This window comes from Limnochorda pilosa (genome assembly GCF_001544015.1).
GTDB lineage: Bacteria > Bacillota > Limnochordia > Limnochordales > Limnochordaceae > Limnochorda > Limnochorda pilosa.
Genome location: NZ_AP014924.1, coordinates 3278276 through 3290731 on the forward strand (window position 1 = coordinate 3278276; position 12456 = coordinate 3290731).

At 71.1% G+C, this 12456-nt stretch carries 12 protein-coding genes and 1 tRNA gene; 2 read left to right on the plus strand and 11 right to left on the minus strand.

Annotated elements, in window-relative coordinates; all coding sequences use genetic code 11:
- Positions 1 to 9: 9 nt before the first annotated feature.
- Genes prmC through hflX form a run of 4 tightly spaced genes read right to left on the minus strand, consistent with a single transcriptional unit; the run spans position 10 to position 3925 of the window.
- Complete coding sequence (gene prmC, locus LIP_RS14590) at positions 10 to 867, minus strand: peptide chain release factor N(5)-glutamine methyltransferase (RefSeq protein WP_068140007.1); 858 nt, start codon at positions 865 to 867, stop codon at positions 10 to 12.
- Positions 864 to 1934, minus strand: a complete 1071-nt coding sequence (prfA, locus tag LIP_RS14595; protein WP_068140010.1) for a peptide chain release factor 1 — start codon at positions 1932 to 1934, stop codon at positions 864 to 866. Before prfA ends, prmC begins: the two co-directional genes overlap by 4 nt.
- Positions 1927 to 2592, minus strand: a complete 666-nt coding sequence (locus LIP_RS14600; RefSeq protein WP_082726396.1) for a thymidine kinase — start codon at positions 2590 to 2592, stop codon at positions 1927 to 1929. Before LIP_RS14600 ends, prfA begins: the two co-directional genes overlap by 8 nt.
- 58 nt (positions 2593 to 2650) lie before the next feature.
- The gene (gene hflX / locus LIP_RS14605) at positions 2651 to 3925 is read right to left on the minus strand and encodes a GTPase HflX (protein ID WP_144440528.1); all 1275 of its coding nucleotides are present in this window, start codon (positions 3923 to 3925) and stop codon (positions 2651 to 2653) included.
- A gap of 84 nt (positions 3926 to 4009) precedes the next feature.
- On the opposite strand from hflX, the gene dinB reads away from it, so the two are divergent.
- Positions 4010 to 5224: a DNA polymerase IV gene (gene dinB, locus LIP_RS14610; RefSeq protein WP_068140013.1), complete on the plus strand. Its 1215-nt coding sequence runs from the start codon at positions 4010 to 4012 to the stop codon at positions 5222 to 5224.
- 12 nt (positions 5225 to 5236) lie between these two features.
- On the opposite strand, the gene LIP_RS14615 is transcribed toward dinB, so the two are convergent.
- The gene (locus LIP_RS14615) at positions 5237 to 6022 is read right to left on the minus strand and encodes a hypothetical protein (protein WP_068140014.1); all 786 of its coding nucleotides are present in this window, start codon (positions 6020 to 6022) and stop codon (positions 5237 to 5239) included.
- 470 nt (positions 6023 to 6492) lie between these two features.
- Between LIP_RS14615 and LIP_RS14620 the strand changes: the two genes are divergently transcribed.
- Positions 6493 to 6580: transfer RNA gene (locus tag LIP_RS14620), tRNA-Leu, on the plus strand.
- A 60-nt stretch (positions 6581 to 6640) separates the two neighbouring features.
- Here the strand turns inward: LIP_RS14620 and LIP_RS14625 are convergent.
- Genes LIP_RS14625 through nuoH form a run of 6 tightly spaced genes read right to left on the minus strand, consistent with a single transcriptional unit; the run spans position 6641 to position 12455 of the window.
- Positions 6641 to 8164, minus strand: a complete 1524-nt coding sequence (locus tag LIP_RS14625; protein ID WP_068140018.1) for an NADH-quinone oxidoreductase subunit N — start codon at positions 8162 to 8164, stop codon at positions 6641 to 6643.
- Positions 8165 to 8195: 31 nt separating this feature from the next.
- On the minus strand, positions 8196 to 10094 hold the full coding sequence (gene nuoL, locus LIP_RS14630) for an NADH-quinone oxidoreductase subunit L (protein ID WP_068140019.1): 1899 nt from the start codon (positions 10092 to 10094) through the stop codon (positions 8196 to 8198).
- 22 nt (positions 10095 to 10116) lie between these two features.
- Entirely contained in the window at positions 10117 to 10416 is a 300-nt protein-coding gene (gene nuoK, locus LIP_RS14635; protein WP_068140022.1) for an NADH-quinone oxidoreductase subunit NuoK, read from the minus strand.
- Between the two features lies 1 nt (position 10417).
- Positions 10418 to 10963, minus strand: a complete 546-nt coding sequence (locus LIP_RS14640; protein ID WP_068140025.1) for an NADH-quinone oxidoreductase subunit J family protein — start codon at positions 10961 to 10963, stop codon at positions 10418 to 10420.
- Positions 10960 to 11478, minus strand: coding sequence for an NADH-quinone oxidoreductase subunit NuoI (gene nuoI / locus LIP_RS14645; protein WP_068140027.1), 519 nt, complete (start codon positions 11476 to 11478; stop codon positions 10960 to 10962). Before nuoI ends, LIP_RS14640 begins: the two co-directional genes overlap by 4 nt.
- A gap of 11 nt (positions 11479 to 11489) precedes the next feature.
- Positions 11490 to 12455: an NADH-quinone oxidoreductase subunit NuoH gene (nuoH, locus tag LIP_RS14650; protein WP_068140030.1), complete on the minus strand. Its 966-nt coding sequence runs from the start codon at positions 12453 to 12455 to the stop codon at positions 11490 to 11492.
- Position 12456: the final 1 nt, after the last annotated feature.

The window sequence follows — 12456 nt, forward strand, 5'->3', positions numbered from 1 at the left end:
AGCCTCCCGTCAGGCTGCCCGGAGGCAGCTCACCACCCGGGGGAGCCCAGCGTGGTCGTGGGTGACGCGGGCGTCCCGGTAGTGCCCCGTGTTCTCCAGGAGCTCCAGGCACGCCGCCGCCTGACTGGCGCCGATCTCGAAGGCCAGGAGGCCGCCGGGCCGCAGGTGGGCCCAGGCTTCGGCCGCCAGGCGCCGGATGACGGCCAGCCCGTCGGGTCCCCCGTCGAGGGCGAGCTGGGGCTCCCAGCGCACCTCGGGGGGCAGGCCGGCCATCTCCTGGGCGGTCAGGTACGGCGGGTTCGAGATCACCAGGTCCCACGCGCCTCGGGGCTCCCGACCCGCCCAGAGGTCACCCTCCACCAGCTCGACTCGGTCGTCGACGCCATGGCGCTGGGCGTTCTCCCGCGCCACGGCCAGGGCCTCGGGCGACAGGTCGCTGGCCACCAGCCGGGCCTGAGGGCAGCGCACCGCCAGGGTGACGGCCAGCACCCCGCTGCCGGTGCCCACGTCGAACCCATGCCAGGCTCCATCGCCGGCGAAGGCCAGGGCCACCGCCACCAGGTGCTCGGTCTCCGGCCGCGGGACCAGCACCGCCGGGGTCACCCGGAAGGGGAGGCCGTGGAACTCCTTCTCGCCCGTCAGGTAGGGTGCGGGTTCCCGGCGGCCCCGCCGGGCCACGAGGGCGCGGTACGCGGTGACCTCCTCGGGTTCCAGAGGGCGGTCGTGGTGCACGTAGAGCATGATCCGCTCGGTCTTCAACACGTGGGCCAGGAGCACCTCCGCATCCAGCCGGGGCTGCTCCACCCCCTTCTCCCGGAGGTATCCGGTCGCAAGGCGAAGGAGCTCCAGGAGGGTCGGAAGGCTCACATCCGGACCTCCTGCAGGCGCCGGGCCTGGTCGTCGGTCCGAACCGCCTCGACCAGCTCGTCCAGGTCGCCGTCCAGGACCGCCTCCAGCCGGTAGAGGGTGAGGCCGATCCGGTGGTCGCTCACCCGCCCCTGGGGGAAGTTGTAGGTGCGGATCCGCTCGCTCCGCTCGCCCGTTCCCACCTGGCTCTTGCGCGACTCGGCCACCTGCAGCGCCTGCTCCTGCCGGGCCCGATCGAGCAGGCGGGCCCTCAGCACCCGGAGCGCCTTCTCCTTGTTCTTGAGCTGGGAACGCTCGTCCTGGCAGGTGACCACCAGACCCGTGGGCAGGTGGGTGATGCGGACCGCGGAGTCGGTGGTGTTGACGCTTTGGCCGCCGTGGCCGCTGGAGCGGTAGATGTCGATGCGCAGGTCTTCGGGGTCGATGGCCACGTCGACCTCCTCGGCCTCTGGGAGGACCGCCACCGTCGCCGTCGAGGTGTGGATCCGCCCTCCGGACTCGGTGACCGGCACCCGTTGCACCCGGTGGACGCCGCTCTCGTACTTCAGGTGGCTGTACGCCCCCCGCCCCGACAGCTGCACCACCACTTCCTTGAAGCCGCCCAGCTCGGTGGGCGTGGCCCCCATCAGCTCCACGCGCCATCCCTTCCGCTCGGCGTAGCGGGTGTACATGCGCAGGAGGTCGGCCGCGAAGAGCGCGGCCTCCTCTCCCCCGGTGCCCGCCCGGATCTCCACCAGCACGCTCTTCTCGTCGTTGGGGTCCTTGGGGATCAGGAGGCGTCGCATCTCGGCCTCCCACCGCTCCCGCTCGCGCCCCAGGCGGGCGACCTCTTCCTCGGCCAACTCCCGCAGCTCGGGGTCCTCCGCCTCCGCGAGCACCTGGCGCGCCTCGGCCGCCTCGCGTTCCAGGCGGTCGCCCTCCCGCGCGTGCTCCACCAGAGGCCGCAGCTCCGCCTGGGCCCGGGCCACCTGCTGGTAGCGGCGCCCGTCGGCGGCCAGGGACGGGTCCATGAGCTGGCGGGTCAGCTCCTCGTACCGTTCCTCCAGCTCCTTCAGCCGCTCACGCATAACCCATCCCCCTCTCCGGCGACTCCGCCGCCGCGGCCGCCTCGGACGTGAAGGCCACGGGCAGGCGGCGGGCCGGTCGGCCCGGCACCTGGTGACAGTGCCGGCAGCGGGCCTCGTAGACCTCCTCGGCCCCCACCAGGATCACCGGATCCTCATAGTGGGCGGGACGGCCGCCGATGAGGCGCTGGGTGCGGCTGGCCGGCTGCCCGCAGCGGACGCAGATGGCGGCCAGCTTGGTCACCTCTTCCGCCCGGGCCATGAGCTCGGGCACGGGGCCGAAGGGCTCCCCCCGGAAGTCCATGTCGAGCCCGGCGCAGACCACCCGGCGTCCCGATTCCACCAGGGCCTCGCACGCAGGCACGACCTCGAAGCCGAAGAACTGGACCTCGTCGATCGCGACCACCTGGGTCCCGGGAGCCACTCGGGCGAGAAGCTGGGCCGCGGTCCCCACCGGCTCCGCCTCCACCGCCCCGCCATCGTGGGAGGCGACGCGCGTGGAGCCGTACCGGTCGTCCAGGCTGGGCTTGAAGACCTGCACCTGCAGGCGGGCGATGCGGGCCCGCTTGACCCGCCGGATCAGCTCCTCCGACTTGCCGCTGAACATCGACCCGACGATGACCTCGAGCCGGGCCGTCACCGGCGCGGGACGGCGTTCCATACCGATCTCCTCTCCGGGCGCGTGCCTCCCCGGGCGTTCCCTGCCCGCGGCCGAACCCCTACTGGGGGACGCGGCGCTGGCTGCGGCGAGCCCCTACCACGGCGCCCGCCTCGCGGGCCAGGGACTCCCGCAGCTCCACGCGCAGGCGGATCTCCTCGGGCCCGTACTCCTCTTCGAGGACCCGGCCCCCCCGGTGGAACCAGGCCACCAGGCCCGCGGCGCCGTAGGGGAAGCGGTATTCCCGCACCACGAGCCGCTCGGGCAGGCACCGGCGGATCTCCTCCTGGAGGGCGTCCAGGCCGCGGCCCTCGAGGGCGCTGATGGCCACGGCATGGGGTTCCATCCGCATCGCGAGCGGCCGCCGGCCGCCCAGGCGGTCGACCTTGTTGAAGGCCACCACGTGGGGCTTGTCCTCGGTGCCCAGCTCCCGCAGGACGGCCTGAACGGCCTGCATCTGCTGAGGATGCTCGGGATCGGAGGCGTCCACCACGTGCAGCAGCAGGTCGGCCTCCACCACCTCTTCCAGGGTGGCGTGGAAGGCGGCCACCAGCCGGTGGGGCAGGCGGCGCAGGAAGCCGACGGTATCGGCCAGGATCACCTCGTCGCCGGGCGGGGACCCGAGACGAAGCCGCCTGAGGGTAGGATCCAGCGTTTCGAACAGCCGGTCGCCGGCCGTCACCCCCGCCCCCGTCAACCGGTTGAAGAGCGTGGACTTGCCGGCGTTGGTGTACCCCACCAGGGCCACCAGAGGGATGCCGTGCTGCTGCCGGGTAGCTCTCTGCACCCGGCGGGTCCCCTCGAAGGAGGCGAGCTCGCGCCGCAGGCGGGCCAGGCGGCGGCGAACCCGGCGCCGGTCTCGCTCGAGCTGGGTCTCGCCGGGGCCGCGCGTTCCGATGCCGCCTCCGAGCCGGGAGAGCTCCTCCACCGTCCCCCCCAGCCGGGGCAGCAGGTACTCGAGCTGGGCCCGCTCGACCTGGAGCTTCCCTTCCCGGCTCCGGGCCCGCTGGGCGAAGATGTCCAGGATCAGCTGGGTCCGGTCGATGACGCGGCACTTGAGGGCGGCCGAGAGGTTTCGGGCCTGCGCGGGGCTCAGCTCGTCGTTGAAGACCACCAGGTCGGCCCCGGTGCGGACGACCATCGCCTGGAGGTCCTCGACCTTCCCCGGGCCGATCAGGGTCGCGGGGTGCGGCCTCCGGCGCGACGAGGTCACCTCGCCGGCGACCTCGCCTCCGGCCGCCTCCACCAAGGACCCCAGCTCCCGAAAGAGGCTGCCGGCCATGGGGTTGTCGGCCTCTTTCAGCCCGGCCAGAATCACCGTCTCGCGCAGCTGCACCTTTTCGTACCGCCTCCCCGGCGCTTATCTTATCATAGGACGTGGGGGCCCGGAAAGGCATCGACCCGAACCCCAGGGGGGACCATGGAGCGCCTGGTGCTGCACGTGGACATGGACGCCTTCTTCGCCGCCATCGAGGTGCGCGATCAGCCCGAGCTGGCAGGGAAGCCGGTGATCGTGGGCGCTTCGCCCACCTCCCGGCGCGGGGTCGTCTCCACCTGCTCCTACGAGGCGCGCCGCTTCGGTGTCCACTCGGCTCAGCCCATCCAGACCGCCGCCCGCCTCTGCCCTCAGGCCGTCTTCCTGCCCGTGGACATGCCCCGCTACCAGCGGGTCGCCCGGCAGGTGCGGGAGGTCCTTGAAAGCTTCACGCCGCTGGTGGAGCCCATCTCCATCGACGAAGCCTTCCTGGACATGACGCCCGTCTCCTCGCGCTTCGCCGGGCCGGCAGCCATGGGGCGGGCCGTGAAAGAGGCGATCCGCGCCGCCACGGGGCTCACCGCCTCCGTGGGCCTCGCGCCCAACAAGAGCCTGGCCAAGATCGCCTGCGACACGGGCAAGCCCGACGGCCTGGTGGTATGGACCCAGGAGGAGGCGGCGCGCGCCCTGGCCCCCATGCCGGTCAGCCGCCTCTGGGGTGTCGGTCCCAAGACCGGGGCCCAGCTGGAGCGGCTGGGATTTCGCACCGTAGGAGACGTGCAGGCGGCCCCCGAGGGTCACATGGTACGCCTCCTGGGCGAGCGGGGCCGGGAGCTGTGGCGGCTGGCCTGGGGCGAGGACGATCGCCCCGTGAACCCCGAGCCCGCCGCCGAGAAGTCCCTCAGCCACGAGGTGACCTTCGAGGAGAGCCTCACCCGCCCCGAGGCCGCCGAGGCGACCCTGGCCGAGCTTGCCGAAGAGTTGGGCCGGCGGCTCCGGAGGCGCGGGCTCTGGGCCTCCCGGATCACCCTGAAGCTCCGCTACGAGCCCTTCGACACCCGCTCCCGCAGCCTCACCACGCCCCGGCCCTTCCAGAGCGATCTGGACATCTTCCACCACGCGCAGGCCCTCCTCCGGCGCGGCGGCCTCAGGGGACCGGTGCGGCTCGTGGGCCTGGCGCTCTCGGAGCTGACGGCAACCCCCCAGCTCTCCCTCTTCGATCAAGGGAAGAAGGGCGTCCTGGACCGTCTCCAGGACAGCCTCAACCTGAAGGCGGGGCGCCCCGTGATCCGGCGGGCGCGCCTGCTCCTGGCTCGGAGCCCGCAGGACCCGCACAAACGCCAAGGGACCCGCGGCGCGGGTCCCGAAGCGGACGCGTGACGGCTCGTCCCCTCAGGCCTGCTTCTTCATGAGGGCGGAGCCGCTCAGGTACGGGTACCGCTGGCGCTCCAGCTCGTTCCGGATCTCCCGGTTGAGGATCCGCAGGTAGGTCCCCTTCATGCCCAGCGAGCGGGATTCGATGACGTTGGCCGAGGCCAGCTTGCGCAGGGCGTTGACGATGACCGACCGGGTGATGCCCGCCTCGTCGGCGATGCGGCTGGCCACCAGCAGGCCCTCGTCACCCTGGAGCTCGTCGAAGATGTGCTGCATGGCGAGGATCTCCGAGTAGGAGAGGCTCCGGATGGCCGAGCGGGCCATGCGCTTCTCCTCGGCCAGGTCCTCCTCCTCCTCGTCCAGGGCCCGGCCGATGACCATGCCGGCGGCGGTGGCGGCGTAGTCGGCCAGCGCCAGTTCCTGGTCGGAGAAGGCACCCTGGAGGCGGACCAGCAGGAGCGTGCCCACCCGCCGACCCGACCCGATGATGGGCAGGACCACGGCGGGCAGATCGGCTCCGATCACGTGCGCAACCTCGGCCCCGGTCGAGAGGGCGCCCACCTTCAGCAGCGAGGTGCCCAGGTCTTCGGGCACGCGGCGAGCCTCGATCCACTCCGCGTCGAAAGCGGTCTCCGGCAGCTCGCCCATGAGGGCGTGGCCCAGCACCTTGCCGCTGGGGCTGATGACGTAGACCGACGTTTCGGCCCGGTACGAATCCCGCAACGCGGCTGCCAGGTCGGTGAGGCTGACGTTGTTCCCCGAAGCCTGGAGCACCTGGCTGATCTTCTGCATTTCCTTGAGCACGCTGACATCTCTCCCCTCTTGCGGCTGTCGCCGTCGCGGGACGCTTCCCGCAATCGACAACAACTTAGGCAAAACTCATCGTCTTCATCAATTATAGCGTCGACGTCAGGCTCCGTCAACTCGTTCTCGTGATGTTTTTCTCAAGCCCGGGTACCGGATGGGTGAAAGAGCGTTACGAACGCCTACTTACCGGCCTCAAAGCTATCGGGATCGTTTGCGTCCCGCCAGGCCCCGCCGGACCCGGTACATCCATGCCTTCTGAATTTTACTCGGCTGGAGCGGAGGTTTCAAGATGGAGAACCGAAAATGCAGCAAACAGCCCGCTCATTGAGACATCGATGGCCCGCAACCGATCGCTGTCGCCCGGGGCGTCGTGGGGCGGCGCCGAAGGCGTTTGCTGGCGGCCTCTGCCAGCCGCCCATGCGTTGACACCCCGCGCGGGCTTTGGTATACTGGGCTCTGCCAGTCGGGCCGAAGTGGTGGAATTGGCAGACGCGCTGCGTTCAGGGCGCAGTGGGCCCAGCGCCCGTGCGGGTTCGAGTCCCGCCTTCGGCACCAGGCAGGGGGACGGTTCGGGGAACCGTCCCCCTTTTTTGGCGTCCCGGAGCGGCGCGCGCTCTACGGGGCCGGCAGCAGGCCCACGGTCACCGGCAGGAGGCTTTGCGGCCAGAGGCCCAGCTGCAGCGTTCCCCAGGCGGTGAGCACCAGGACCGCGGCAATGCCCGCCAGGACCCAGCGGCTCGCGCCCGGCCCGGGGCTGTCGCTGGCGGCGGCGACCTGGGCCACCTCCGCCTGGCCCGCGACCGCGGGCTGAGCGACCATCTGCCGCACGACCTTCAGGTAAACGAAGGCGGACACGACGGTGGTGGCCACCATGCCGGTGATGAGGGCCCACGCCCACCCGCCGGCCCCTGCCTGCATGCCCGCCTGGATCACCAGCAGCTTCCCCATGAAGCCCGCCGTCGGCGCCACCCCCGCCAGGGAGACCATGTAGAGGGTCATCAGGCCCGAAAGCCAGGGCTTCTGGTAGAAGAGCCCCGTGTAGCCCTCCAGCTCATCGCCGGCTCGTCCTTCGGCCTCCAGCCACGCGATGACCGCGAAGGCGCCCAGGTTGGTGGCGGTGTAGGCGCCCAGGTAGAAGAACGCGGCCCCCACGCCCTGAGAGGTGAGGTTGGGAAAGGCCACCAGCAGGTAGCCCGCGTGGGCGACACCTGAGTAGGCCAGCATCCGCTTCAGGTTCTTCTGGCCCAGGGCCGCGAGGCTTCCCACCACCATGCTGAGAAGGGCCATCACCCAGAGGGGGGCCAGGAGGCTTGCCGGCGCGGCGCCGGATTCGGGTGCCAGGCTTCCCAGGAGCCGCACCAGCCCGGCGAAGGCGGCTGCCTTGGTGCCCACGGACATGAAGGCCGTCACCGCGGTCGAGGCTCCCTGGTAGACGTCGGGCGTCCAGACGTGGAAGGGGGCCAGGGCCAGCTTGAAGGCGATGCCCGCGATCACCAGGGCTCCACCGGCCAGGAAGAGCGGGGAGGTAAGGCCGGTGCGGGCGCCCGCGGCGATGCCCGCGAAGGCCAGGCTCCCCACCGCCCCGAAGAGGAAGGCGGCACCCAGGAGGAAGAGGGCCGAGGCGGCCGAGCCCAGGATGAAGTACTTGAAGGCCGCCTCCCGGGCGCGGCGGTCGGAGGCGAAGCCCACCAGCACGTAGAGGCTCAGGGAGAGGAGCTCCAGAGCGACGAAGAAGACCATCAGGTCACCGGCGGCGCCCAGGACCATCATGCCCATGGTCGCCCAGAGGAGGAGGGCCAGGTAGCCCGAGACGTCCTCCTCGCGACGGCCGAAGCTGAGGCACGCCGCGAGGAGCGCGGCGGCCAGCACCACCAGGTTCAGGGCCAGGCCCATCCGGTCCCCCCACATGGCGCCCAGAAAGGCGCTCACCGGTCCGATCAGGTCGCTTCGGGCCGCCGCCCCACCGTAGAGCCCCACGCCGTACCACCCGGCGAGCCCGATGCTGCCCAGGGTCGCCAGGAAGGCCCACGGGCGGGCCCTCCGCGCGGGCAGGATCAGGTCCAGCAGCAGGACCGCGAGCGCCCCCGCCGCCAGGGAGACCATGGGCGCGGCCAGCTTCAGATCGATGTCCACAGGCATCGCAAGCCCTCCCAACGAGCCTCTCAAGCCGCTACAGGATCCACAGGTAGTAGACCAGGAGCAGGGCCGCCCCGCTCACCAGCGTGAGGGCGTACCGGCGCACCTGCCCGCCGTGCAACAGGCGCACCCGCTCCCCCGCTCGGCCTGTGGCCCAGGCCAGACCGTTCACCGCCCCGTCCACGCCCCGGGCGTCCGCCAGGCCCACGGCCTGGGCGAGCGCGATCCCGGGCTCCACCACCAGAACGCGAAAGAGCCGGTCCAGCTCGAAGCCGTTCTCGAGCAGGCGGGCCCTTCCCGCCGTCGCGGCAGGGAACGCCGCGCGGGCCCGCCCGTACCGCCGAACCGCCAGGAGCATGCCGGCCAGGGCCAGCACGAGGCTGAGGCCCATGGTCAGCCAATCCGCCTCGGGTTCCAGGGCACGCCCGTGGAAGACCGGCTCCAGGAAGTGGGCCGGCACCGCGGTGAGGGTGGGGATGCCAAGCCAGCCCACCACCAGCGCCGCCACCGCCAGGATCGCCACCGGGATCAACATGGCCCGCGGCCCCTCGCCGTGGGAGCCCCCGTGCGCGCCGGCCGTTCCGTGCGCCCCGCGGGCCGTCCGGGGCGTTCCGGGTCCCGCAAAGACCAGCGCGAAGAGCCGGAAGCTGTAGTAGGCGGTCAGGGCCGCCGCGGCCAACCCCATGCCCCAGAGCACCGGCTCGCCCGCCTGGAGGGTGGCGGCCAGGATCTCGTCCTTGCTGAAGAAGCCGGCGAAGGGCGGAAGCCCCGACAGGGCCGCCACGCCGAAGAGGAAGCTCCAGTAGGTGAGGGGCATCGAGCGCCCGAGCCCGCCCATCCTGCGCAGGTCCTGCTCGCCGTCCAGGTGGTGGATCACCACGCCGGCCGCGAGGAAGAGCAGGGCCTTGAAGAAGGCATGGGTGAAGAAGTGGAAGAGGCTGGCGGTGAAGGCGCCCACGCCCGCCGCCAGCATCATGTACCCGAGCTGGCTCATGGTGGAGTAGGCGAGCACCTTCTTGATGTCCCACTGGCCCACCGCCACCCCCGCACCGAAGAGGGCGGTGAGGGCGCCCACCCAGGCCACCACCTGCAGGGCCGTGCCCGAGCCCAGGAAGAGCGGCCACATGCGCGCCACCAGGAAGACACCGGCGGTCACCATGGTGGCCGCGTGGATGAGGGCGCTCACCGGCGTGGGCCCCTGCATCGCGTCGGGCAGCCAGGTGTGCAGCGGAAGCTGCGCCGACTTGGCCGCCGCGGCCACGAAGAGCAAGAGGCTGATCCCCGTGAGGGTGGCCTGGGGAACGCCCCCCAGGTGGGCGAAGAGCTCCTGGTACTGGAGCTGCCCCACGGCGGCCACCGTCCAGTAGAGCGCCAGGAGCATGGCCACCTCCCCCGCCTGGTTGATCAGGAAGGCCTTGGTGGCCGCCCGGGCCGCCGCCTCCCGCCGGTGCCAGAAGCCGATCAGGAGGTAGGAGGAGAGCCCCACGTTGGCCCAGCCGATCAGGAGGCTGACGAGACCGCTGCTGAGCACCAGCAGGCTCATGGCGAAGACGAAGTAGTTCAGCTCGGCGAAGTAGCGCCCGAAGGAGTCGTCATCGGCCATGTACCCCACCGAGTAGACGTGGATGAGGAGCCCGACCCCCGTCACCACCAGGGCGAACCAGAGGGAGAGAGGGTCGCCGAGGAGGCCCAACTCCACCGATGCCTGCCCCAGGCTGGCCCACCGCCACAGGCGGAAGCCGAGCGCCTCCTCCCCGCCCAGGCTCCGGAGCTGCAGGAGGGCGGCCCCAGCGGCCGCAAAGGCCAGGGCCACGCTGGCGCAGCCGATCCAGGCCACGGCGCGGCGGCTCAGGCGGTTCCGCCCCAGAGCGTTCACCACCGCCCCCAGCAGGGGCAAGCCCACGATCCACGGAAGAAACGGCGACGATACCATTACCACGGCCTCCCCAGCACCATCAGTCCCTCAAGAGGTCTGCCTCGTCCACGTCCTGGCTTCCCTTCGCGCGGAAGAGGAGCACCAGGATCGCAAGCCCGATGGCCACTTCGGCCGCGGCCACGGTGATGACCACGAAGGCGAAGACCTGGCCCGACATGGCCTGTGTCTGGCGTGCGAACGCGATGAAGGCCAGGTTGGCCGCGTTCCACATGAGCTCCACGCACATGAGCATCACCAGGGGGTTCCGGCGAAGCATGAGGCCCACCGCCCCCAGGGCGAAGATCACCAGGCTCACGAAGAGGTACGCCTGCAAAGGCATCTCAGGGCCTCCCCCCGGCTTCCGGCTCATGCCCGGCGGGCCCGCGCGCCGGCCGCCGCCGGCCCACCAGGATCACGACCCCGACCACGGCGATCATCAACACCATCGAGAGGAGCTCGAAGGCGAGCAGGTGCGTGGTCAGCAGCTCTTGGCCGAAGCGGGCCACCTGGCCGAAGTCACCGGTCCACCCGGTCACCCGGCCGGCAGCGGCCAACCCCACCCCCGCCAGCACCGCCAGGAGCAGCCCGGCGGCCGTCCCCCCGAGCCACCTCTGTCCCCGCAGCCGGGCAGGCCTGAGCTCGGGCGGTTTCGCCTCCGCGGTGAGGAGGGCCACGACGAACAGGAAGAGGACCATCACGGCCCCGGCGTAGACGATGAGCTGCACCACCGCCAGGAACTCGGCCTGGAGGGTGAGGTAGAGGACCGCGAGCCCCGCGAAGTCCAGGATCATGGCGATCACACCGTGCACGGGCTTGCGCGCCATCACCACGCCCACGGCCCCGGCCAGGGCCATGAGGGTCCCCACCGCGAAGAAGAGAATGGTCACGCGCCGGCCACCTCCTGTTCCGAGGCCTGGATGTCGGCCAGGGGCCGGTGGCCGCGGAAGTCGGGATAGACGTTGACGGGCACCGAGCCGCCGCTTCGGGCGGCGCGCACCAGGCGGTCCCGCCCGTAGACCAGGCTCTTGCGTGACGTCTCGGACAGTTCGAACTCCTGGGTGAGGTGAAGCGCCCCGGTGGGGCACGCCTCCTCGCAGAGACCGCAGAAGATGCAGCGGAGCAGGTCGATGCGGTACTCGTACGCGTACCGCTCGCCCGGCGAGTGGGGGTTGGCCGGGTCGTTCTCCGCCGCCTGCACGGTGATCGCGTTGGCGGGGCAGGCCACCTGGCAGAGCTCACAGCCCACGCACATCTCGAGCCCGTTCGCGTACCGGCGCAGCTCGTGGAGCCCGCGGAAGCCCTGCGCGCGCGGCTTCTTCTGCTCCGGGTACGGGATGGTCACCTTCGGCGCGAAGAAGTTCTTGAGCGTGGTCTCGAATCCGACGGCCAGCTCCCTCAGCATGCCGATCCCCCCTAAGCCAGGGCCACCACCGCAGCGGTGCCCAGCAGGTTCAGGGCCGCCAGCGGCAGCAGCACCTTCCATCCGAAGTTCATCAGGCGATCGTAGCGGATGCGCGGAAGGGTGGCCCGCAGCCAGATGAAGACGAAGAGGATGACGGCCACCTTCAGCGCGAACCAGACCACCGGCGGCAGCAGGGGCCCCTGCCAGCCGCCCAGGTAGAGGTGGGTGAGCAGGCTGGCCATGACGATCATGTTGATGTACTCGGCCATGTAGTACATCGCGAAGCGCAGCCCCGTGTACTCGGTGTGGTACCCACCCACCAGCTCCGTCTCGCCCTCGGGTAGGTCGAAGGGAGACCGGTTGGTCTCGGCCACGATGCAGATCAGGAAGATCAGGAAGCCCAAGGGCTGCAGCACCGCGAAGGGGATCCGCGCCTGCGCCGCCACGATGTCGTCGAGCCGCACCGAGCCGGCCAGCAGGAGCACCCCCACCAGGCTCATGCCCATGGCCAGCTCGTAGCTGATGGCCTGAGCCGTGGAGCGCAGCGACCCCAGGAGGGTGTACTTCCCTTGGGACGCCCAGCCTCCCAGGGTGATGCCGTAGACCCCCAGCGACGTGATGGCCAGCAGCAGCAGGATCCCCGCGTTGGGGTCGGCGATGCCCCAGCGGACCGGCCCGGACGAAGGAGCCACCGGGATCACCACGTAGGCCGCGAGCGCCACGAAGAGGCTGATCATGGGCGCGAGGCGGTAGACCAGCGGGTCCGCCGAGGCGGGGATGATGTCCTCCTTGAGGACCAGCTTCACCGCGTCCGCGAAGGGCTGGAAGAGCCCCCAGGGCCCGGTGCGGTTGGGGCCCACCCTGAGCTGGAAGAACCCCAGGAACTTCCGCTCGAAGAGCATCAGGTAGGCGAAGACCAGGAAGAGGAGCGCCACCAGCACCACCGACTTGATCAGGACCAGCCACCAGGCCTCCATG

Coding starts and splice junctions, on each gene's coding strand:
- prfA (WP_068140010.1), bottom strand. CDS start 1,934: ATGCGTGAGCGGCTGAAGGAGCTGGAGGAACGGTACGAGGAGCTGACC.
- LIP_RS14600 (WP_082726396.1), bottom strand. CDS start 2,592: ATGGAACGCCGTCCCGCGCCGGTGACGGCCCGGCTCGAGGTCATCGTC.
- dinB (WP_068140013.1), top strand. CDS start 4,010: ATGGAGCGCCTGGTGCTGCACGTGGACATGGACGCCTTCTTCGCCGCC.
- LIP_RS14625 (WP_068140018.1), bottom strand. CDS start 8,164: ATGCCTGTGGACATCGATCTGAAGCTGGCCGCGCCCATGGTCTCCCTG.
- nuoL (WP_068140019.1), bottom strand. CDS start 10,094: ATGGTATCGTCGCCGTTTCTTCCGTGGATCGTGGGCTTGCCCCTGCTG.
- nuoK (WP_068140022.1), bottom strand. CDS start 10,416: ATGCCTTTGCAGGCGTACCTCTTCGTGAGCCTGGTGATCTTCGCCCTG.
- nuoI (WP_068140027.1), bottom strand. CDS start 11,478: ATGCTGAGGGAGCTGGCCGTCGGATTCGAGACCACGCTCAAGAACTTC.
- nuoH (WP_068140030.1), bottom strand. CDS start 12,455: ATGGAGGCCTGGTGGCTGGTCCTGATCAAGTCGGTGGTGCTGGTGGCG.